This is a genomic window from Ignavibacterium sp. (assembly GCF_025998815.1).
In the GTDB taxonomy this organism is placed as follows: Bacteria; Bacteroidota; Ignavibacteria; order Ignavibacteriales; family Ignavibacteriaceae; genus Ignavibacterium.
In genome coordinates this window covers 1,430,001-1,451,441 of the sequence record NZ_AP026678.1, presented here as the reverse complement: position 1 = coordinate 1,451,441, position 21,441 = coordinate 1,430,001, and the positions used below count along the sequence as shown (strand labels likewise).

At 33.7% G+C, this 21,441-nt stretch carries 14 protein-coding genes; 8 read left to right on the top strand and 6 right to left on the bottom strand.

Annotated features, from left to right (window positions below):
- The first annotated feature begins 77 nt into the window (after window positions 1-77).
- Both Q0X14_RS06250 and Q0X14_RS06245 read left to right on the top strand, forming a co-directional pair.
- Window positions 78-2,045, top strand: a complete 1,968-nt coding sequence (locus tag Q0X14_RS06250; RefSeq protein ID WP_297843986.1) for a M1 family aminopeptidase — start codon at window positions 78-80, stop codon at window positions 2,043-2,045.
- Window positions 2,046-2,117: 72 nt separating this feature from the next.
- Window positions 2,118-4,049 (top strand): T9SS type A sorting domain-containing protein, encoded by a 1,932-nt coding sequence (locus Q0X14_RS06245; protein ID WP_297843983.1) that lies wholly within the window; start codon window positions 2,118-2,120, stop codon window positions 4,047-4,049.
- A 257-nt stretch (window positions 4,050-4,306) separates the two neighbouring features.
- Here Q0X14_RS06245 and Q0X14_RS06240 read toward each other — a convergent pair whose 3' ends face one another.
- On the bottom strand, window positions 4,307-4,657 hold the full coding sequence (locus tag Q0X14_RS06240) for a VOC family protein (protein ID WP_297843980.1): 351 nt from the start codon (window positions 4,655-4,657) through the stop codon (window positions 4,307-4,309).
- 160 nt (window positions 4,658-4,817) lie between these two features.
- Here Q0X14_RS06240 and Q0X14_RS06235 point away from each other — a divergent pair, with 160 nt between their 5' ends.
- The 5 genes from Q0X14_RS06235 (at window position 4,818) to Q0X14_RS06215 (ending at window position 14,624) form a co-directional block, all read left to right on the top strand.
- Complete coding sequence (locus Q0X14_RS06235) at window positions 4,818-8,954, top strand: two-component regulator propeller domain-containing protein (protein WP_297843977.1); 4,137 nt, start codon at window positions 4,818-4,820, stop codon at window positions 8,952-8,954.
- A gap of 129 nt (window positions 8,955-9,083) precedes the next feature.
- Window positions 9,084-10,265, top strand: a complete 1,182-nt coding sequence (locus tag Q0X14_RS06230; protein WP_297843972.1) for a T9SS type A sorting domain-containing protein — start codon at window positions 9,084-9,086, stop codon at window positions 10,263-10,265.
- Window positions 10,266-10,277: 12 nt separating this feature from the next.
- The gene (locus Q0X14_RS06225; protein ID WP_297843969.1) at window positions 10,278-11,669 is read left to right on the top strand and encodes a T9SS type A sorting domain-containing protein; all 1,392 of its coding nucleotides are present in this window, start codon (window positions 10,278-10,280) and stop codon (window positions 11,667-11,669) included.
- Window positions 11,670-11,694: 25 nt separating this feature from the next.
- Complete coding sequence (locus Q0X14_RS06220; protein ID WP_297843965.1) at window positions 11,695-14,016, top strand: LamG-like jellyroll fold domain-containing protein; 2,322 nt, start codon at window positions 11,695-11,697, stop codon at window positions 14,014-14,016.
- Between the two features lie 53 nt (window positions 14,017-14,069).
- Entirely contained in the window at window positions 14,070-14,624 is a 555-nt protein-coding gene (locus tag Q0X14_RS06215) for a hypothetical protein (RefSeq protein WP_297843963.1), read from the top strand.
- 705 nt (window positions 14,625-15,329) lie between these two features.
- Here Q0X14_RS06215 and Q0X14_RS06210 read toward each other — a convergent pair.
- Window positions 15,330-15,887: a hydrolase gene (locus tag Q0X14_RS06210; RefSeq protein WP_297843961.1), complete on the bottom strand. Its 558-nt coding sequence runs from the start codon at window positions 15,885-15,887 to the stop codon at window positions 15,330-15,332.
- Window positions 15,888-16,016: 129 nt separating this feature from the next.
- Window positions 16,017-16,853, bottom strand: a complete 837-nt coding sequence (locus Q0X14_RS06205) for a hypothetical protein (protein WP_297843959.1) — start codon at window positions 16,851-16,853, stop codon at window positions 16,017-16,019.
- A gap of 82 nt (window positions 16,854-16,935) precedes the next feature.
- Here Q0X14_RS06205 and Q0X14_RS06200 point away from each other — a divergent pair, with 82 nt between their 5' ends.
- Entirely contained in the window at window positions 16,936-18,012 is a 1,077-nt protein-coding gene (locus Q0X14_RS06200) for an ATP-grasp domain-containing protein (RefSeq protein ID WP_297843956.1), read from the top strand.
- On the opposite strand, the gene Q0X14_RS06195 is transcribed toward Q0X14_RS06200, so the two are convergent.
- From Q0X14_RS06195 to Q0X14_RS06185, 3 genes are all read right to left on the bottom strand, one after another.
- Window positions 18,005-18,766 (bottom strand): HAD-IIA family hydrolase, encoded by a 762-nt coding sequence (locus tag Q0X14_RS06195; RefSeq protein ID WP_297843953.1) that lies wholly within the window; start codon window positions 18,764-18,766, stop codon window positions 18,005-18,007. The genes Q0X14_RS06200 and Q0X14_RS06195 overlap by 8 nt on opposite strands.
- A gap of 54 nt (window positions 18,767-18,820) precedes the next feature.
- Window positions 18,821-19,345, bottom strand: coding sequence for a DUF6580 family putative transport protein (locus Q0X14_RS06190; RefSeq protein ID WP_297843950.1), 525 nt, complete (start codon window positions 19,343-19,345; stop codon window positions 18,821-18,823).
- Window positions 19,346-19,484: 139 nt separating this feature from the next.
- Window positions 19,485-21,431, bottom strand: a complete 1,947-nt coding sequence (locus Q0X14_RS06185) for a TonB-dependent receptor (protein WP_297843948.1) — start codon at window positions 21,429-21,431, stop codon at window positions 19,485-19,487.
- Between the last annotated feature and the right edge of the window lie 10 nt (window positions 21,432-21,441).

The following is a 21,441-nucleotide window of genomic DNA, read 5'->3' as shown; positions in this document are numbered from 1 at the left end:
GAATGTGAACTAAAAAAGTATTTCCTTTTGATTTGGGATTTTCCTTAGTTTTAAATGAAAAATATCAAGGATTAATTATGAAATTATTTACATCAGTTTTAGTGGTCTTGTTAAGTGTCAACTTAATGTCACAAATTCCGGACAAGTTTTGGGTAAAATCGGAACAGCTTAGAGCAGAAAGATTACTCAAGAATGAAAATGTAAATTATCCCGGTGATTCAAGGTTTGATGTCACTTACTACAAACTTGATTTGAAAATAATGCATACGACACAAACAATTTCAGGTAATGTAATTGTGAATGCAAAAGCCGATACATTAAGTGTGAATAATATTTATCTCGATTTGGTTAATCAGCTAATTGTCGATTCGGTTTTATGCAACGGAAACTCTGCAGCTTTTACGCACAGCACAAATAAAATAAACATTACACTCGATAACACTTACAATAATGGTGAATCATTTTCAATTCAGGTTTATTATCACGGTACACCGCCTTCAAGCGGATTCGGAAGCTTTACATTTGGCACCAGATCGGGTGGTTCTCCGTCAATCTTTACATTAAGTGAACCTTATGGCTCAAGAGATTGGTGGCCCTGTAAAGATACTCCGGCAGATAAAGCTGATTCCGCTGATATCTGGTTTACAGTAACTAATCCGATTAAAGCAATTTCAAACGGAACTCTGGTTGAAGTTGTTGACAACGGAAATAACACTTCAACTTATAAATGGAAAGTAAGATATCCGATTGCACAATATCTTATCTCACTTGCAGCCACTGACTTCGTTGAGTATATAAATTACTATAACTATAGTCCAACTGATTCGATGCCGGTAACTCATTACATCTATCCGGAAACATTTAATACAACACTGAAAAATCTTCTTGATAAAACTCCACAAATGATTGAAGTGTTCAAACAGCATTTCGGAGAGTATCCGTTTATCAATGAAAAATACGGACACGCACAGTTTGGTTGGGGCGGAGGAATGGAACATCAGACTTGTTCTTCGATGGGTGCTTTTGGTGAAGGGATTAATTCTCATGAATTAGCACATCAATGGTATGGAGATGCAATAACCTGCAAAGATTGGCATCATATCTGGCTTAATGAAGGTTTTGCAACTTACGCTGAAGGAGTCTGGATTGAAGCAACACAGGGAAGAGCGGCTTATAATAATTACATCGCAAATGAAATGAATTCTGCCAAGAATGCAAGTGGTTCGGTTTGGGTTACTGACATTTCATCTGTGAATAGTATTTTTAATTATGCGAGATCTTATGCGAAAGGTGCTGTAATTCTTCATATGTTGAGAGGTGTTGTTGGTGATTCTACTTTCTATAATATACTCAGAACATATACTTATCACCCGACAGTTGCTTATGGTGTAGCTGTAACTGAAGATTTTCAGGCAATTGCGGAAAGTGTTTCGGGAATGGATCTTGATTATTTCTTTCAGCAGTGGATTTATGGTGAGAATTATCCAAGATATAATGTTAACTGGAGTAAATCTCAGTTGAATGATTCTTTGTGGAATCTGAGATTAAATATTAGTCAGTTAACCAATACTAATCCCATCTTCTTTACAATGCCTATTCAGATAAACATTACAAGAGCCGGACTTCCCGATACTCTAATAACTATATTTAACGATCAGCAAAATCAGGAATTTAATATTCAAGTTCTTGGACAGATTAACTCTATGCAATTCGATCCTTATAATTTCATATTGAAAAATTTAAATGTTACAGTTGATGTGGATGAAGAAAGTAAATTACCAACAGAATTTGTGCTTGAACAGAATTACCCAAACCCATTTAATCCAACAACAAAAATCAGTTGGCAGTCACCAGTAAGCAGTTGGCAAATATTAAAAGTTTACGACATCCTCGGCAATGAAATAGCCACACTTGTGAATGAAGAAAAACCGGCAGGATATTATGAAGTAGAATTCAATGCAACAGAATTATCAAGCGGAATATATTTTTATCGTTTGAAGGCTGGTAACTTCACGCAAACGAAAAAGATGATATTGATGAGATAAAAATTTTCGTGTTCCTTAGTGAAGTACTTTGTGAACTTAGTTGTGAAAAGAAAATTAACAAAGGGTACAACCATGAGATTTCTTTTTTTAATTTTTTTATCAACTTTGTTTTTCAATCTCAATACGAATTGTCTGGCTCAATGGATAAATGATGGATTCATAAATACCGCAATTTGTATTGCAGACGGAGATCAAAAAAATCCTCAAATTATTAGTATCGGAGATAAAGGATACATATTAATTTGGGAGGATTACAGGAATGGAAATGAGGATATTTACGCGCAAAGGGTGACAAAAGGCGGTTATTTAAGTTGGGATTCAGAAGGGATTCCAATAACTACAGCTCCGGGAGATCAAAAAAATTTTAATGTAATAAATGATAGGAATTATGGAGCTATAGTTGTTTGGGAAGATTACCGAAACAATTACCCGGATATTTACGCTCAGCGCATTGATTCTAATGGTACAACACTTTGGGGTGATAATGGTATTCCTGTATGTTCGGCACCAAGCTTTCAATATCTTCCACAATTGGTGGGTAGTGAAATCGGAGGTGCAATTTTCACTTGGTTTGACTATCGAACAGGATTTTTTGATATTTATGCACAGAGAATTGACTCCTCTGGAAATATTAAATGGCAAATGGATGGTATTCCTATTTGTACAGCACAAGGTCTACAGTCACATCCAAGATTAATTTCAGATGATTCTTCCGGTGCAATTATTTGCTGGCAAGATCATAGAAATAATAATTTCGATATTTATGCCCAGAGGGTAAATTCAAATGGTGATTTCCTATGGGATTCTGGCGGAATTCCTGTTTGTGATTATTTAGGAAACCAGAATTATCCTCAGATTATCAAAAGTGGAAATGGAGCAATTATAATTTGGAGAGACGCAAGAAGCGTTACATACGATATTTATGGACAGAGAATAGACTTTAATGGCTTAAAACAATGGCAGCCAATTGGGAATTGGCTTGAGGTAACTAATAATCTATACGAAGATGAAATTAAAGCCGTTGAAGATGGATCTGATGGAGTAATTATTTATTTCAAAACTGCGATGGATTATCCTGACTTGCATTGGCTGAAATGCAAAAGAATTGGAGTTAATGGAGAACCGCTTTGGAATGTGCCAACTTCGCTTGCATATATGGGCAGTTCACTAATTGGTATTAATAATCAAAATGTTGGTGCATGGTTTGCATATGTACTTGATCAAAAAATTAAATCACAACGTGTAAGTTTAAGTGGCGCACTCTCTTGGCCAGATGGCAAAATAGTAGGCGGCAATATTTCAGAAAAATATTCACCAAATTTAGTTAGCAATGGAATGCAAGGTGCCATAATTTGTTGGTATGAAAAGAGAGGCGATGATTTTGATATCTATGCTCAACTAATTGACAGATATGGATATCTCCCAGTTGAGTTAATTTCATTTAATTGCAATCAGATTGACGATGATGTTCAACTTATGTGGGTAACAGCTACCGAATTAAATAACTTAGGCTTCGAAGTGCAGAGAAAAATGGAATCAAATGAATTTATAACTATAGGTTTTGTCAAAGGTAGTGGTACAACTTCTGAATTACATCATTACTCATATATTGATAGAGATTTAGCCCCCGGCAAATATTTTTATAGGTTAAAGCAGATAGACCATAATGGACAATATGAATTTAGTCAAGTGGTTGATATTGAAATCATTTCGAATTATGCACTTGAGCAGAATTACCCAAATCCGTTTAATCCAGTAACGAAGATAAGATACACAATAGCAGCCTCATCCCTAAATCCCTTCTCCAAAGGAGAAGGGACTTTAACAATTCTTAAAGTTTTTGATATTCTTGGTAATGAAGTCGCAACACTTGTAAATGAAAATCTGCAACCCGGAGTTTATGAGTATGAGTTTGATGCTTCTTCTTTAACGAGTGGAGTTTATTTTTATAAACTCATAAGTGGAAACTTTACTGAAGTGAAGAAGATGATATTGATGAGATAAAAAGTCTTTGCGGTACTTTGCGACATATTTTGCGTCCCTTGCGGTGAAAAGAAAATTAACCGCCAGGAACGCAAAGGATATTTCAATTGATGGACGCAAAGAAGTTTTGCAGTTGATGAACATAAGAATTAATTGATTTCATTGGAAGAGAAAATAGATAACTTTGATTTATTTTGTGGCTGGTTATGATCTTGTTGAGAATATTTCAATTCAGGTTTTAATTAACCCACGACCACAGGGATCGTGGGTTTAAAGTTTTATCCTTTTTGATAAAGACCGATAGTGTTTCCATCCGGATCTGTAAGTAAGGCATACCAGCCCATTGCGGGAATTACAGTTTTATTCCTTTTAACTGCTCCGCCATTTGCTTTTACCTTTTCGAGGATTGAATTTATGTCGGGAATATTAACATGAAAAACTGTAGTATCACCAACCGAAACATTATCAACCTGTCTTAAACCAACCATTATCCCTTTGTGATTATTAAAAAGTAAATAACCATTTCCGAAGGGTTTAAAATCCCAACCAAAAACTTTGTGATAAAAATCTTTTGAACGCTCTAAATCAGTTGCTGGAATTTCAACATGAGCAATTAAAGGTTCTGCCATAATATTTTCCTTTTAGTTTGTTAATCTCAGTTAAAAATTAAATTCTCCAAAAGAATTTTCAAAAGATAAATAATAAATTTTTAATGAAAATATTTCTCTATTGTTCTTGAAAAGTAGGCAGGCACTTAATAACTTACATCAGGAATAATTACAAAAAAGTATGTTTGGGAAAGCACTTCTTAGTTTACTAATCATTTCACTTCTTCTAAAAGCCCAATCTATTGAGTTCAGGAATTATACTGTTCAGGATGGTCTTTCTAATAATAAAGTAAATTGTGTTTTGCAGGATAGAACCGGTTTCATCTGGTTTGGGACTGAAGATGGATTGAACCGCTTTGACGGACACGAATTTAAGGTGTTCAAACCATCATCAGAAAAAAATAATTTTATTTCAAGAGATATCTGGTCAATTCACGAAGACAGAGAAGGGAACTTATGGATTGGAACCAAGAGCGGAGATGTGATTAAACTCGATTTCAACACTCAAAAATTTTCTAGTTGGATAATTGAAGAGATAACTGTTAATGATAATTCAGTTACAGCTATTTATGTTGATAAGAAAAAAAATGTTTGGGTTGGTACTTATCAGCAAGGACTTTTTAAATTCGATCAGAATGGTAAGAAATTAGGTCACTGGGATTACAATCCTGAAAATTCTATTGGAATAAGTAATAACTTCATAACTTCAATTTTAGAAGATGAAAATGGAATTATCTGGATCAGCACATATTATGGTTTGAATGAATTCAATCCTGCAGAACCAAATAAAGGATTTAAAAAATATTTTGCCGGAAGTAATTCTATCAATAATAATCTTATCTGGGAACTGCGACTTTCTTCTGTTGATAAAAACAAATTGTGGATTTGTAATGCAGGCGGTTTGAATTTTATTGATGTGAATTCAAAAATAATAAACTCAATAAATTTACCTGAAGAAAAGTCCATCCAATTTTCAGGCAGTGTTGGCGATGTTGTTGAATCAATAGAGAACAACAGGGAAATTCTTTACATAGCAACTTATGGAGGAATAATAAGGTACGATTTGGAATCCAAAGCATCAGTCAGATATGTTCAGCAGAAAGATAATCCGAAAGGAATTATAAGCAATCAGGTCAATCAGATGATTCTGGATAAATCCGGAGTAATTTGGATTGCAACTGAAAATGGTGTTAGTTCGCTTTCTCTTAGATATAATTTTTTACTTCCCCATATATTATCATCACAGAATAAGCTTAAAGTATTGAATAATGATGTTAAATCAATAGTAAGATATGATAAAGAAAATATTTTAGTTGGAACATCTGACGGACTGTTCAAAGTGAATCTTAAACAAATGAAAGAAGAAGAAATTCCTCAGCTCGCAGGTTTAAATATCTGGTCACTTTATAAAGATGATAATGATAATTTATGGGTTGGGACTTATGGACAGGGATTGTTCAATTTTAATTTTAGAACAAACTCGCTCAAAAAGATTCTAATTGAATATCCATTATTTAAAACTCTTGCATACAACTACATAAAAGATATTAAAAAGGATAGAGAAGGTAATTTATTGATTGCAACATGGGGCGGAGGACTTGTAAAGTTTATTAACCCTAACAGTGAAAAATATGAACTTAAATTCTGGCGAAGCAATAAAAATAATCCCGAAGCATTAAGTTTCAACGATGTTTGGTCTGTACTTATTGATAAGAATAGAAGAGTCTGGTTGGGAACTTATGGCGGTGGTTTGAATTACTTTGATGAAAGTAGAAACAGGTTCGTGTCATTAAATGTAAGTAATAGTAAAAATCACCTTAAAAGCAATTCAATCTTAAGTATTTATGAATCGACTTTCTCTTCAGATGAAGAAAACCAACTTACAGAATTATGGCTTTGTACAGATCAGGGATTGACAAAACTTACCTTAAAGAATGATGTTGAATTCAATACAATTTCTGATATCATCGTTTCATCAAAAAATTATACAGTTAGTGATGGATTAACATCTGAAGTTATTAAGTCAATTAATAAAGATGCACATAATAATCTTTGGGTAGCAACCAGCAACGGAATTTTTGTTTACGATAAAAGAAATGATAGATTTAATCCAATATCATACTTGTATGAAAGGAAAATAAATGACTACAATTCAGGTGCTTCATTAAATTTTAATGATGAGTATTTTCTTTTTGGTGCTAGTGATGGATTAAAAATTTTCCCTGCAAAAAATATTTCCGAATCAGATTTCAAACCGAATGTGATCATCTCTGATTTTCAATTATTTAATAAGTCATTTATATCAGACGAAAATTCTCCTGTTAAAAATTCTTTAAATAATAATGGCATAATTGAGCTTTCACACAGTCAGAATGTTTTCTCATTTGTGTTCTCTTCTACTGATTATAATAATCCCGCCTCAATTAAATATGCATATATGATGAAAGGTTTTGATAAGGATTGGATTTACGCAGATAACAGGAGATTTGTAACCTACACAAACTTGAATCCGGGTCAATACGAGTTTCTGGTCAAAGCAACCAACAGTGAAGGAGTTTGGAATCAGGAAGCAGCTTCAATTCAGGTAATCATAAATCCACCTTGGTGGAGAACAATCTGGGCATACTTTATTTATATCATTCTGTTTTTAGGTGGTATTCTTGCGATAAGAAGACTTGAATTAAACAAAGCAAAACTTCTCAACGAAATAAAGATGAAAGATTTTGAAGCAGAAAAACTTCGTGAGGTTGAAGCGATGAAGTCGAGATTTTTTGCTAACATTTCACACGAGTTAAGAACTCCTCTTATGCTTATTAAAGGTCCGCTTGATGAACTTCTAAATAAAAGTTCATCCGGATTTGTAAGGGAATTAACTCAGCTTGCTTCAAAAAACAGCGAAAAACTTAAAACACTAATTGATCAGTTGCTTGAATTAACACAACTTGATTCGGCGAAAATCCCTGTGAAAGCTTCATTGAATGACATAGTGAGTTTCAGTAAAAATGTTTTCTGTTCGTTCAAATCAATGGCTGAACAGAAAAATATTGAACTTGTATTCGAATCTGATGAAAAAGAACTATTAGTTTGGTTTGATAATGATATTCTTGAAAAAGTATTAAATAATCTGATCTCAAATGCTTATAAATTTACAAATACAAATGGCAAAATAGGTTTAAGAATCCATAGTGCAGCTGATTCACAAAAACCACATCTTATTCTTTCTGTTTGGGATAATGGAATTGGAATAGATGATAATGAAATTGATAAGATTTTTGACAGATTTCATCAGGCGACAGATAGTCACAAAAAAAATTATTCTGGATTTGGAATAGGGCTTTCGCTTATCAAAGAATTAGTTGATTTGCATAGATGGAAAATAGAAGTTAAGAGCAAGAAAGGTGAAGGTTCAGAATTCAGTTTGACAATTCCACTTTATGATTACCTTGATGAGTCGCAAAAACTCAAAGAAGAAGCACAAGAAAATAAAATTGATTCGAATGAAGAAATAAAACCCGTAGAACATCCCGAAGCCGTATCAACTTCTGATGTTCAGGCAGAAAAATCAACAATAATGATTGTCGAAGATTCTGAAGATGTGAGGTTTTTTCTCTCAACACTTTTAAAGGATGAATATAATCTGATTTTAGCTGAGAATGGAAAAGATGCGATTGAAAAATCGGTGGAGCAACTACCGGATTTAATTGTAAGCGATATTATGATGCCTGAAATGGATGGACTTGAATTCTGCAGAATGATAAAGTCAGATTGGAAGACCAGTCATATTCCGATAATTCTCCTGACAGCACGAATGACTATTGATGATAAAGTAGAAGGGCTTGAGCTTGGTGCGGATGATTATATTACCAAACCGTTTAACTCGAAAGAACTTAGAGTAAGAATAAAAAATCTTCTTGAACAGAGGAGAAAACTGAAAGAACGATTCAGTACAGTAGAAGAAATAAAAACAGATGAATACAAATTCTCACCGGAAGAAAATGAATTTATTCAGAATGCAGTCCGAATTGTAGAAGAGAACATCAGCAACATTGATTTTGATACGGAAAAATTTGCTGAAAAAATGTTTTTAAGCAGAAGTCAGCTTCACAGAAAGTTCATTCAACTCACAAACGAAAGCCCTGGAGAATTTATAAGAACCATAAGACTAAAATATGCCGCAAAACTATTACTTCAGAAAAATTTTAACATAACTCAGATAGCACTTGAAGTAGGATTTAACAGTCCTTCACATTTTTCAAAAGCATTCAAACAATTTTTCAATTGCACACCAAAGGAATTTATACAGCAAAAATCCGCTTAATGTCGTTTTCCATTAATTTCCTTCTAAACGCAACAAATTCGCTAATGTTTGCAACACTATCGACAACAACCACTTTGTTAAAAAACTAATTTTGTGCTGAAATTTTTCAATATTCAAGAGGATTTTACAATGAGTAAATTATTTACAATAGCAGTAATTCTGTTTTTCTTTTCAAATGCTTTGATTAAATCTCAAACCATCCCCGACTTACCCACTCAAGTTTCATACGCAGCTGCAGAAGTCTGGGGCGATTCAATCTATTTCTTCGGTGGTTCAAATAATTACAGTGGTACAGAGTTATATAAAAGAATTTATAAATATGACGGAACATCCTGGAGCTATTACGATACAATACCGTTCGATCATGTCTGGGGTTTTGAGTCGACTATAAAAGGTGACAGCGTTTTTCTTTTTGGTGGTTGGCCAAACGGAGCGGGAAAATTTTTTGTTTACAGATTAAGCACCAAATCATGGACACAACTTGCAAATGGTCCTTTAGCTTTTTCGAACTATGGTCATACAATGGAATTCCTGAACGGATATGTTTATGCTTTCTTTAATGGTTCTGCTGCAAGATATGATCCTTCAACTAATAGCTGGGTAAATCTCACGAGCACTAGTAATTCTGCAAGTTTTTCCTCTTCTACTGTTTACAACAATGAGATTTATATTGCCGGATGGACGAGTTCGCTATTCTTTAAATACAATCCAACTTCAAATAGCTGGATACAGTTAGCGGATTTACCGGAATTTTTATCGGGTGGTTCTTTGCGGGTAATTGATAATAATATCTATCTAGTTGGTGGTTCCAGTGGATTTTCAAACGGAACTTCAATAAAAGTTTACAAATATGATATTGTGACCAATCAATGGAGTTTATACGGTCATACTATAAGCTCTAAGCGAGCATACATGGAAGATGTTCTTTACCAAAATAAATTTTATATACTCGGTGGAATGAATGAAAATTTCCAGGCTGTAAGCACTGTTGAATTTGTAATGAATCAAACCACCGGTGTTCAAGACAATAACATTCTACCATCAGAATTTTATTTAGAACAAAACTATCCAAATCCTTTTAATCCTTCTACAAAAATTAAGTATGTCATTCCGAACGGAGTGAGGAATCTGGTAACATTAAAAGTTTACGATATCCTCGGCAACGAAGTGGCGACATTAGTTAACGAAGAAAAACCAGCCGGAGTTTATGAAGTTGAATTTGATGCTGCTCAATTATCAAGCGGAGTTTATTTTTATAAAATTCAGGCAGGTTCTTATACACAATCAAAAAAGATGATAGTATTAAAATAAATCGGAGGTAAAATGAAATTAAGTTCTATAATTGTTATGACTCTTTTATCTCTTATACTTTTTTTTACAAAAGTGAATGCCCAATCACTAACCTGGCTTGGAACACTTGGTGGAGAAACAAGCAATGCTTACGATGTTTCAGATGATGGAACTATCGTAGTTGGAGAGAGTGAAACTTATGGGGGGAATACCAGAGCATTTATTTGGACACCAGGTACCGGTATGCAGCCGCTAACTAACTTGCAAAATATAAGCAGCTGGGCAGTCCATATATCTTCAGATGGAAATTCAGTTATTGGAACTGCAAGAACCATTAACGGCATAAACTACCAGGCAATCAGATGGTGGAGAAACGACGGTGTAATTACTTTTCTTGGTACACTTGGTGGAAGCGGAAGTTTTAATAATAGTGAAGGATACTCGTGCAATGCTGATGCTTCAATTATTGTCGGTACAGCAGCGGCAAGTAACAATAGCAGACACGCCTTTAAATGGACTGCTTCAGGCGGAATGGAAGACCTTGGGACATTTGGCAATGTAGCTAATCGTTTTTCTGCTGCAACCGGAATTTCTGATGATGCTTCATTAATTGTTGGTCATTCTGAATATGGTGGCAGCTATACAAGACCTTGCTTTTGGTTAAATGGTTCAATAAATGAACTTCTTACTGCTTTTGCAACTTCAATCGAGCGTGGTGAAGTAACCAATGTTTCTCCGAACGGAAATTATATCTGTGGATGGATTGATGACTCTACAACTTTTAGTAATGAAAATGCTTATTTGTGGAGTGGAAATCCTTCATTTACAGGATTTGATATTGGTCTTTTACCCCTAGTTGCACTTGATCAAGGTACAAGCAAAGCATTTGATGTTAATGATAATGGAGAAGTAGTTGGAACTGCTACCGATACATTGTATGAAGATAATGCTTTTTATTGGTACTATGGAGTTATTGAAAATCTGAATTTAACTTACGGAAGTATAATCCCATTTGGATCAAAATTAATTTCCGCAAACGCTATATCAAATAATGGCAGATATATAGTTGGACAGGGATATAATGTAGCAACAAACAGAAATGAAGCATTTTTGTTGGATAGGGGCGGTGCAACTTCTATTGAGAATTCAGAGGAATTGCCAAATAATTTTTCCTTAGAACAAAACTATCCAAACCCTTTTAATCCTTCTACAAAAATCAATTGGCAGTCGCCAGTCGGCATTCATCAAACATTAAAAGTTTATGATGTGCTTGGTAAAGAAGTTGCAATTCTTGTAGATGAGTACAGAGACTCAGGCAAATACGAAGTTGAATTCAATGCAGAAAAACTTTCTTCAGGAATTTATTTCTACAAACTGCAGTCAGGTTCATTTACTGAGACAAAGAAAATGATTTTATTAAGATAAATATTCAGTCTATTCGGAGAAAATTATGCTAAAAAAAATAATAACAATAACATTTCTAATTCTGATTACAACAGTAAATAATTTTTCACAATGGTCACAAAATCCATATGAGAATAATCCGGTTTGTACAGTTAGCGGAGGACAGTATAGTCCTAAGATTACATCTGATTCAAAGGGTGGTGCAATAATTGCCTGGGAAGATTACAGAGATGGAACATCAAAAATTTATATCCAGAGAATTGATAAAAACGGTATTGTAAAATGGACTGACAATGGATTGCCACTTTGCAGTTATAATTCTGGACAGAGTAATCCACAACTTATTGATGATGGTAATGGTGGTGCTGTTATGGTCTGGGTTGACGACAGGTATGGTAACTTTGATTTATTTGCACAGAGGATAGATTCGCTTGGAAATAAATTATGGAATAGCAATGGCGTACTTGTTTTTGATAATGATGGAAATCAAACGCAGCCACAAATTGTTAAAACAAGCGATAACATTTATTATGTTGTTTGTCTCGATGATAGAATGGGTACTCAAAATCTGTTTGTTCAAAAATTAGATTTACAGGGCAATATGATTTGGGGTGATAATGGTAAGATGGGTAATCATTTAAGAAGTCTTAGAAATTTTAAATCAATTATTGACAAAAATGATAACCTTGTTTTAGTGTGGGAAGATTTTGCGTTTAATATTGATGGAATGATCTACTCACAGATACTTGATTCAAATGGAAACTTTTTGTGGGAATTTAACCAGGATGATCTTCTAATCTCATCAAATAATATTAATGTTAAAGCCCAGCATCCGGATTTAATCCAACTTCAAAATGGAAATTATATGATTGCATGGCAGGATAATCGCTCCGGTGATTTTGATATTTATGGTCAAATTCTTCTTCCAAACGGAGCAAATCTTCTTTCAAATGAAGGTGAATATCTTGAAGGCGGTGCGGGTAATGATATAATGCCAGAAATATGTTTATCAGGTAATCAATTTTATATGATAGCCTGGGTCAATAACAATTCAACAAATTCATTTATAAAAGCAAGATCATTTTATTCTGACCCTGTTACATTTATTCAATATTGGTCCCAAACCCTAATTGTTGCTCAACAATTTAATGGCGGATTTAACTATCTAAATTTTATTTCAGATAAAGCAGGGGGTGCATTATTGTCATTTGTGACAGCTGACGCTGAATACTCAGATATTTGGTTTGCTAAAATATCTTCTTACGGAGATAAAAGGGGTGGAGTAATTTGCAATGCAAATATTAATCAAACTCAGCTTTCAGTTTGCTCAGACTCTTCGGATGGAATTATAGCAACCTGGGCAGATTTAAGAAGCGGTGATTTTGACATTTATTGCTCGCAAGTTGATGCCAATGGAGTTTTTGGTGCCGGGCAACATGAAATCGGTTTAGTTGCAGACTATCGATTTAATGGTGATGCAACAGATGCTGCCTATGGGAATAATGCAACTATATTTAATGCAACTCTTACATCAGACAGATTTGGTGCTGCTAATTCAGCTTTTGAATTTAATGGCGTCTCTTCTTATTTAAGCGCTCCATCAACATTTCTTTTGGAATCACCAACTTATGAACTAACTCAAACGGCCTGGGTTTATTTATATGATTGGGGAATCAATGGTAATTCTTTTGTGCCAATCTTAATGAAATCCGATTCGCCTGATAATTCATTTCAATACAGATTGGCTTTATCACCACACACTGTTATTACTTCCGTAAACAATTGGTTAAATACAGTTTGGCAAACAGGTTTTAATATGAACATGAATGATTGGTATATGGTTACTTCAGTAATAAAACTTGATACAGTCTCAACTTATATTAACAACGAATATGTAGGATTTATGGTATTACAAGGTCCTATTATTCCGGATAATAAGCCCCTGGAGATTGGAAGAGATGTACCCGGAACAACAGAATATTTTTATGGAAAGTTGGATGATATAAAAATATTTAATCGTGCTTTAACTTATCAGGAAGTAATCAACTTATACAATTTTGGAAGTACAACAGAGATAGAGACAAATAGATATTCAACTTCTCCTGAAAAATTTTCGTTGGAACAAAACTATCCAAACCCTTTTAATCCTTCTACAAAAATCAGTTGGCAGTTGCCAGTCAGCAGTCATCAAACATTAAAAGTTTATGATGTGCTTGGTAAAGAAGTTGCAACTCTTGTAGATGAGTACAGAGACTCAGGCAAATACGAAGTTGAATTTGATGCTTCAAAGCTTTCATCAGGAATTTATTTCTACAAGCTTAATGCTGGTTCGTTTAGTGAAACAAAGAAGATGATTCTAATCAAATAGTTTTTAAAAATCATAATCAACAATTATCTATTCAAAAGAGAAAGGATCGTAAAATGAACTCAATCAAAATTCTCACCAATTCATTCCTGGTTTTATTATTAGTAGCGGGATTTTTTGCCTGCTCAAAAAAATCAGATAATCCGGTTGCACCAACTAATCCTACCACTGAGTTAAAGTTGACTGTTGGTGGACAACAAATTACTTTTAATCAGGGTATAGGAGGTTATGCGATAAATGAAAATCTTACCTACATTCAATTTACAAAAGCGGAAGCAGGTGACACACTTTTATTTTTCCTTCTATTTTCCGGTAAGCAAACTGGTAATCAATCCTGGGATCCAAACGCCGATACGGGAGTTCTTTTATATCAATACGGAGCTTCAGGAAATATAATTTACTCTCCTGTACAAGGTAGTACCTCCGTAAACTCTTATGGTAATGTTGGAAGTGCTATTTCCGGTACTTTAACGGGTACACTTGCGGATGTTAATGCAACAAATGTAGCCGTGAGCGGAAATTTTACCGTGCAAAGATCAGCTGATATTCAAACAATTGGTAAAGCGGTTAATATCGGCATTGCTAAGCATATTGAGTTAATTGCTAACTAAAAAAATAAAAAAACTGGTTTTCCTTTTATCTGAAACAAAAAAGCAAAACTTTGAAACAAAATCGACAGAAGTACTTTAGGTATGAAATTATTTTTGCATCAATTATAAACTAAAAATCACAAAGGTGTAAAATGAAATCTTTCAGCCCTGATGGAAAACTTACCATAATGATTACAAATTTTACACTTACGATATTGGGTTTTTCTCTAATATTAATAATTGTTATGCTCATTCTGATTTAGTGTAAGTTATGAAAAATTTTTTCTGCCGATATTGTTTCAATATTATCTATTTAATAGTTCTGATAATTCTTTTGTTAATTTCTGCATAAGGCAGGTTTAACAAAGAGGAAAACCAGAAATCTAATCATTTATGCTGAGTTTAATTTTATATAATGAAAAACAATGATAGTTCTGATAACCAAGTTGAAAACAAACAGAATGAAGAGGTTCGAAAGATTAATTTGTTAGTTTCATTGATTGTTTTCTTTATGCTTATTCTGATATTGGTAATTATGTTTTTGTAATCAAATTGTTGACAATCTTTCTTATCAGTTGTTCAAATAGTTTAAGTACAATAATGCTCAACCCTCAATTCTATTTTAAGGAGGGAATAGATTGAGGGTTGTTGCGATTATAAGTTTGCTGATGTAACTCTTGTTGATATGTGGTTAGTAAGGCGGAGTAATATAGAGTTGCTCCGCTTTTATTTTACAATTTTTGAGATAGCTTTGAATTCCGGGGTTCCGCAAACTTCCAATAGTTCAAAAAGAATCGATTCTGAAGTTGTAATTTCTGCACCCAGAGTTCGCATTCTGTCCAGAGCAATCATAAAATCAAATTCTCTTCTCGAAGAAACTGCATCTGCTGCAACATTTACCTGAAAATCATTTGCGAGTAAATCAAGTACAGTCTGCTGCACACAAACATGAGATTCAACTCCGGCAATAACTATCTGATGAAGTTTTTTTGATTTAAGTTCGTTAAATAATTCTTCCGCACCGAAACAACTAAAGCTCATTTTCTGAATTGCTGAATAACCTTCAAGCTCTGATAAAATTTTTTGTGATGTTGGTCCAAGTCCTTTGGGATATTGTTCGGTGAAATAAATCGGGAGCTGAAGCTCTTTGAAACCTTTAATCAATTTAAGAGTGTTTTCAATTACCGAATCAACATTTCGTATAACAGGAAGAATCTTCTCCTGTAAATCAATTATTAAAAGTGCTGTTGATTCTTTTTTTAGAATTATCGGATTTCTTTTCATATTGAGTCTCCAAATGATTTACTCTTACACTTAATCTTACTTTTTATCTTAAAATCTCTACCTTTTCAACTTAATCTTAAACCTAAACTTTAACTTTAACTTTAACTTTAACTTAAACTTAAACTTATTTCAGTAAATCTCATCCATTCCATATTTACCACAAGCATACATCATCAGAATCGAAGCAAGGTCAATGAGAGCTTTCTTTTGTTCGTCAGCGTGAATCACAAGATCATAGACCTCAGCCATAAACTGAAAGTTACTCAGAATTTTTTTCAGCTCTCTCAAAGTCGGAGAACCATGCCAATATGCAACCTGCTTGATTAGTAGTTTTTCATATCTTCTTAAAAAGTCTTTGAATGAAATTAGATGAGTAGTGTTGGCATGTCTTGGATGACAAATAGAAATCAAATCGTTAAAGTATTTATCCCACTTTTTCGCTAGTTCCTGATTACGTGAATCCATAACAAATCTTGCAGCCTCAAGCGAGAAGTTTGCTTTGGTTGTAACTTTGTATTGGGGAATTATTGCATAACCATCATAGCTAACATCATCGGCATCTTCATCATAATATTTCCATCTTTTGACTAATTGATTGGGTGTGTAGATAGTGATTACTTTATCAAGTGAGCTGTCAGTTACAATGAATTTTCTATGCTGATAATTTACAACGGTCAGCCAATGTTCCCAGTTATCAACACTCAGAATACAGGGATAACCTTTCTTAATTTGTTCTACCAAAGCTTTAATTGCGTCTTCAGGTTTTTCTCTTCGGAAGTATTTCATTTTACAACCGTAATACTTTGCCGCTTTGGCAAGACCTATTTCATCAGTACCATACCACCAGGTGCTTCCTGCTTTAACAGCAATCTGATTTTCGCTCTCAAATCTTCCGAGCATTACGAGTGCATACTTTAATGCGAATGGTCCGCATTGATATTTATAAGGTTGGGGATAGAAACTCATAACTGTTCATATCTAAAAATTGCATGCAAACATAAATAATCAAATTGTTTTTTATGCAAGCTCAAATAGGTATTTTTGTGGTATGAAAGAAAAAAATCTTAAAGTGGCAATAGTTTACAACGAACCTCATCCTGAGATGTATAAAATTCCTTCCAAAAGAGAGGAAACGATTGATTTTGAACTTTACTTTGAGGTCGAAAAAATTACCCCGATGGAAGAGTATGAGCTTATGGCCAAACGATTGAATAAAGCTGGATTTAATGCTTATACTCTGAATATTAAAGACAATATATTCTCATTCATAGACGATTTTAAGAAAAATAAACCTGATGTAGTTTTTAATTTTGTTGAGATTTATAAGGATAAACCTTATCTCGAAATGAATGTGGTAAGTCTTTATGAATTATTAGGAGTTGCTTATACCGGTGCTTCGCCTATGGCATTGGCAAATTGTCAGAATAAGCAATTGGCAAAAAGAATTTTATCTTCTGCAGGGGTTCTGACTCCACGCTTTACTTTTTTTGATAAACCGCAAAAATCATATAAACATAATCTGAATTATCCTCTGATAGTTAAACCTGCATTCGAAGATGCAAGTGTTGGAATCGAAAATTCAGCCATTGTTAGTGATGACAAAGCACTTAAGAAAAGAATTGAATTTGTTTTTGAGCATTTCAAACAACCAGCTCTTTGTGAAGAATTTATTGACGGCAGGGAATTAAATGTTGCTGTTCTTGGTGATGAAAATCCTGTAGCACTACCAATAAGTGAAATTGATTTCTCACAAATGCCAGATCATCTTTATAATATTGTAAGTTATCAGGCAAAATGGGATCCATTTCACGAAGCTTATCATAAAACAATTCCAATATGTCCGGCAAAACTTCCGAAAAAGATTGAATTGAAAGCGAAAGAAATTGCTGTAAAAGCTTTTAAGATTATGGGTGCTCGTGATTATGCCAGAATTGATATGAGATTGAGTAAGGATAATAAACTTTATGTTCTTGAAGTAAATCCAAATCCTGATTTGACTGAAGATGCCGGATTTATGCGTTCATCTAAAGCTGCCGGTTATTCTTATGTAAAAACTCTGAAGAAGATTATAACTCTCGCTTATAAAAGAGGAAAACAAAATAAAATTTTTAGCCAAACTATTTGACTGAAAAATAAGATAAAACAGGTATTGCTTCAGACAAAGAGTTAACAATAAAATCCGGCTTTTCATCCTTAATATCTTCTGATCTGGTTTTCCCTGTTAAAATCAAAATACCTTTTCCACCAATTTTCTGAGCAGCAATAACATCATTTTCAAGGTCATCTCCAATCATTATAAACCCTTGCTGAAAGCTAAATCCAAGTTTTTCAGCTGCTGTTTTGAAGTAAAGAGGAGAAGGTTTGCCTATTACAGTTGCCTGTTTGCCTGTTGCAAACTCAATCGCGGTTATAAAAGCTCCTGCATCAAGTATCAGCTTTCCTTCAGGTTGCCAGAATTTATTTTTGTGCATTGCAATTATTTCTGCCCCGTTCATTACATAATTAAAGATTTCATTCATAGTATCATAATTCCAACGATTACCGATGTCGCCGATTACTACGGCTTCCGGATTTTCATCATCAATTACTCCTTCAAAGTGATTAAGTAAATAATCACGACAATAAACTTTTACTTTTGAATAATTCTTTTTCACATATTCAAGGGTTACATCGAATGCAGTAAACGCAGGAATATTTATTTCCAGACCTTTATCTTTCAAAAAATTTTTCATCAACCCGGATGTGCGTAAAGTTGAGTTGCTGAGAATGCAGGCAGGAATATTTGACTTATCCAAGAATTCAAAAAAATCTTTTGCATCAGGTGCAATCTCGCTTCCAATTTTAATAACACCATCAAAGTCAATCAGTAATGGTTTCATTTTATTCATATAAAAAAAGCCGGACTTAGCCGGCTTCTAAAATTTTGAGTTTAATTAAGCTTTTGCCTGAGCTAAAGCGGGAAGTTTTGTTTTAGCAAATTCAAATATTCCGAACATTACACCGCTGAAGAATAAATCTCCAAGTAATGTATTCTGAATAAAAGGAATTGCAGCAATATAACATTCAACTAAACCAGCAATGTTTTTAGGATACATTGTTCCGAATGCCCAAACACCAAAATTTGTAATGATAAAGAAACTTAATGAAGCAGTAACTGAAGCAAGCACAACATTTTTTATACTAACCTTTTTCAGCATTAACATTCCGATTACTACGATTAGTGCGAAACTTAAATAGACAATCCACATTCCCGAATGAAAACCGATTATTGCATCAGTTAAAAACATTGCTACTAAAGGTACAGCAAATGCAAATGATTTTTTATTGAAGTAAGCTCCACCGAATAATGCCATTGCAGCGATAGGTGCAAAGTTTGGTGGATGAGGCAATAATCTTACAAATGCAGCAGCAAAAATCATAATAGTTAAAATCCAGAATCTTGGAGTAATCTTTTCCATTTTATTTTCCTTTCAATTAAAAATTTCTTAGAATTTTTTCATTTCTAACTAATCAAAGATAATCTATCTGAAACAAATTCTGAAAGACAATTTAGTATTCAGAAGTAAATTTTATGTAATTACATTTAATTAATTTTCATCAAAATGCTGCAAAAGGATTAAGACTTAAACCAGCATAAAATGAAATTCCCGGCGTTCCGTAACCAAATACCTCTTCGTATTCTTTATTCAGAATATTTTCGATGCGACCGAACAATTGTAGAAAATCCGTGACCTTGTAGCTTGCCGCTAAGTTTAATAGTAAATAAGAATTTAAGGTAACTCTTTCAGCAGGGAATAAGCTGAAATCTTTGTCAAATCTTTTCCCAACATAAATAGCTTCAATGGAAGAGTTAATTTTTGTGTTGAAATCATAGCTTGCAAATAATCCGGCTTTGTGTTCAGGTCTTCGCAATAAAGGTTCATCCTCAGCAGTAACACCTTCTGATTTGTCGAAAGCTTTTGTGAAAGTATAATTTGCTTTCAAATAAAAATTATCCAATGGTTTGAATTGGGTAAAGAATTCAATTCCACTAGTCTGAGCTTTGTTGATGTTAATCGTTTTGAATGTATTAGGATCAAATCCAAACATTTCCCTGAAATAATTAACAAAGAAAGTAGTACCAAATGAAAAATTTTCTTTCCAGAAGTATTGCTCAAATCCAAAATCAACTCCGAAACTTTTTTCAGGTTTTAACTCACTATTTCCGAAAGCCGGGTCGTATAAATAAAACAGTGATGGTGCCTTATATCCTGTGCCAAAAGTGGCTTTAACTTTTGTTCCGCTTTCCCAAAAGATAATTGCAGGCGCAATTTGATATGTTAGTGATGTTCCGAATTTATCATGCTTATCAACTCTGATTCCGGCTGAAGTGAAAAATGATTCTCCGATTTTAATCTGTTCAAGAATGTAACCACCAAAGATTTTACTGTTAACCTTTGGGAAGAGACTTTCATAATTAAATGAAGAGAAATACAGGTATTCAGATAAAGCTTCGTCATATTGAAAATCAGCGCCAATTGATAGCAGATTATTCTCGGATAACTGAATATTGTTCTGCCAGTCGATTTTATATTTTCGTCCATCATAAAGACTTCTTGATGAGGCCGGATTATTCAATGTTTCATCAAATTTGTATTTACGTACATTTCTTAAAAAGGAAAGACTCAGTTTTTGATTCCATTTATCTTCGAATAAATTTATTCTGGTTTCATTACTCAGATTCAGTTCCTCTAAGTTGTAAACGAAAGTCGGATCATCACCCAGTTTACCTGATTGATCAAGATCAGATTTTGCTTTTATGAATCTGAAGAAAAGATCATTTTTTATCTTATCAGAAAAATTAAAACCTATATTCGAAATGACCTGATCTTTAAGATAGCCGTCCTTCTCGTTATTCCCATATTTTTCATTCGCTACAGAAAATCCATCACTACCATTTCTGCTTAGTGAAATTGAGTAATTTAATTTGTCAAACGAACCATTTGATAAAGCATTTAATCTGTATGTCTTGTATGAACCACCTGAAGCATTAAGCGACAAGGCAGGTTTGCCAAAACCTTTTTTAGTTATAATATTAATTACGCCAGCCATTGCATCAGCGCCATAAAGAGTTGATTGTGGTCCTCTGAGAATTTCTATTCTTTCGATGTTGTCAACAGGGAAAGAAGAAAAATCAAAAACTCCACCCGGATCGTTGTTAAGATTTAACTCAACTCCATCTATTAGAACCAAAACATAATTTGTATTACTTCCACGCATGTAAACATTAGTCAAAGTTCCTGGTCCGCCTTGAGAAGTTAAACTTAAGCCATATTCATTATTTAGTAAGTCGGAAAGATTGCTGACATTTTTTGATGCTATTTCAATTGAGTCAATAACTGATATTGAATTTGCCAGCTCTAAAGTGTTACCCGAAGTTCTGGTTGCAGTTACAACAACTTCAGATAAGCGAAAGGATTTAATTGAATCATTCACTTGTGCAAATGATACAGAAAAGAAAAGAAAAATTGCAGAGAGCAAAAAAAGTTTTTTGAATGTTTCCATAGAAGTTACT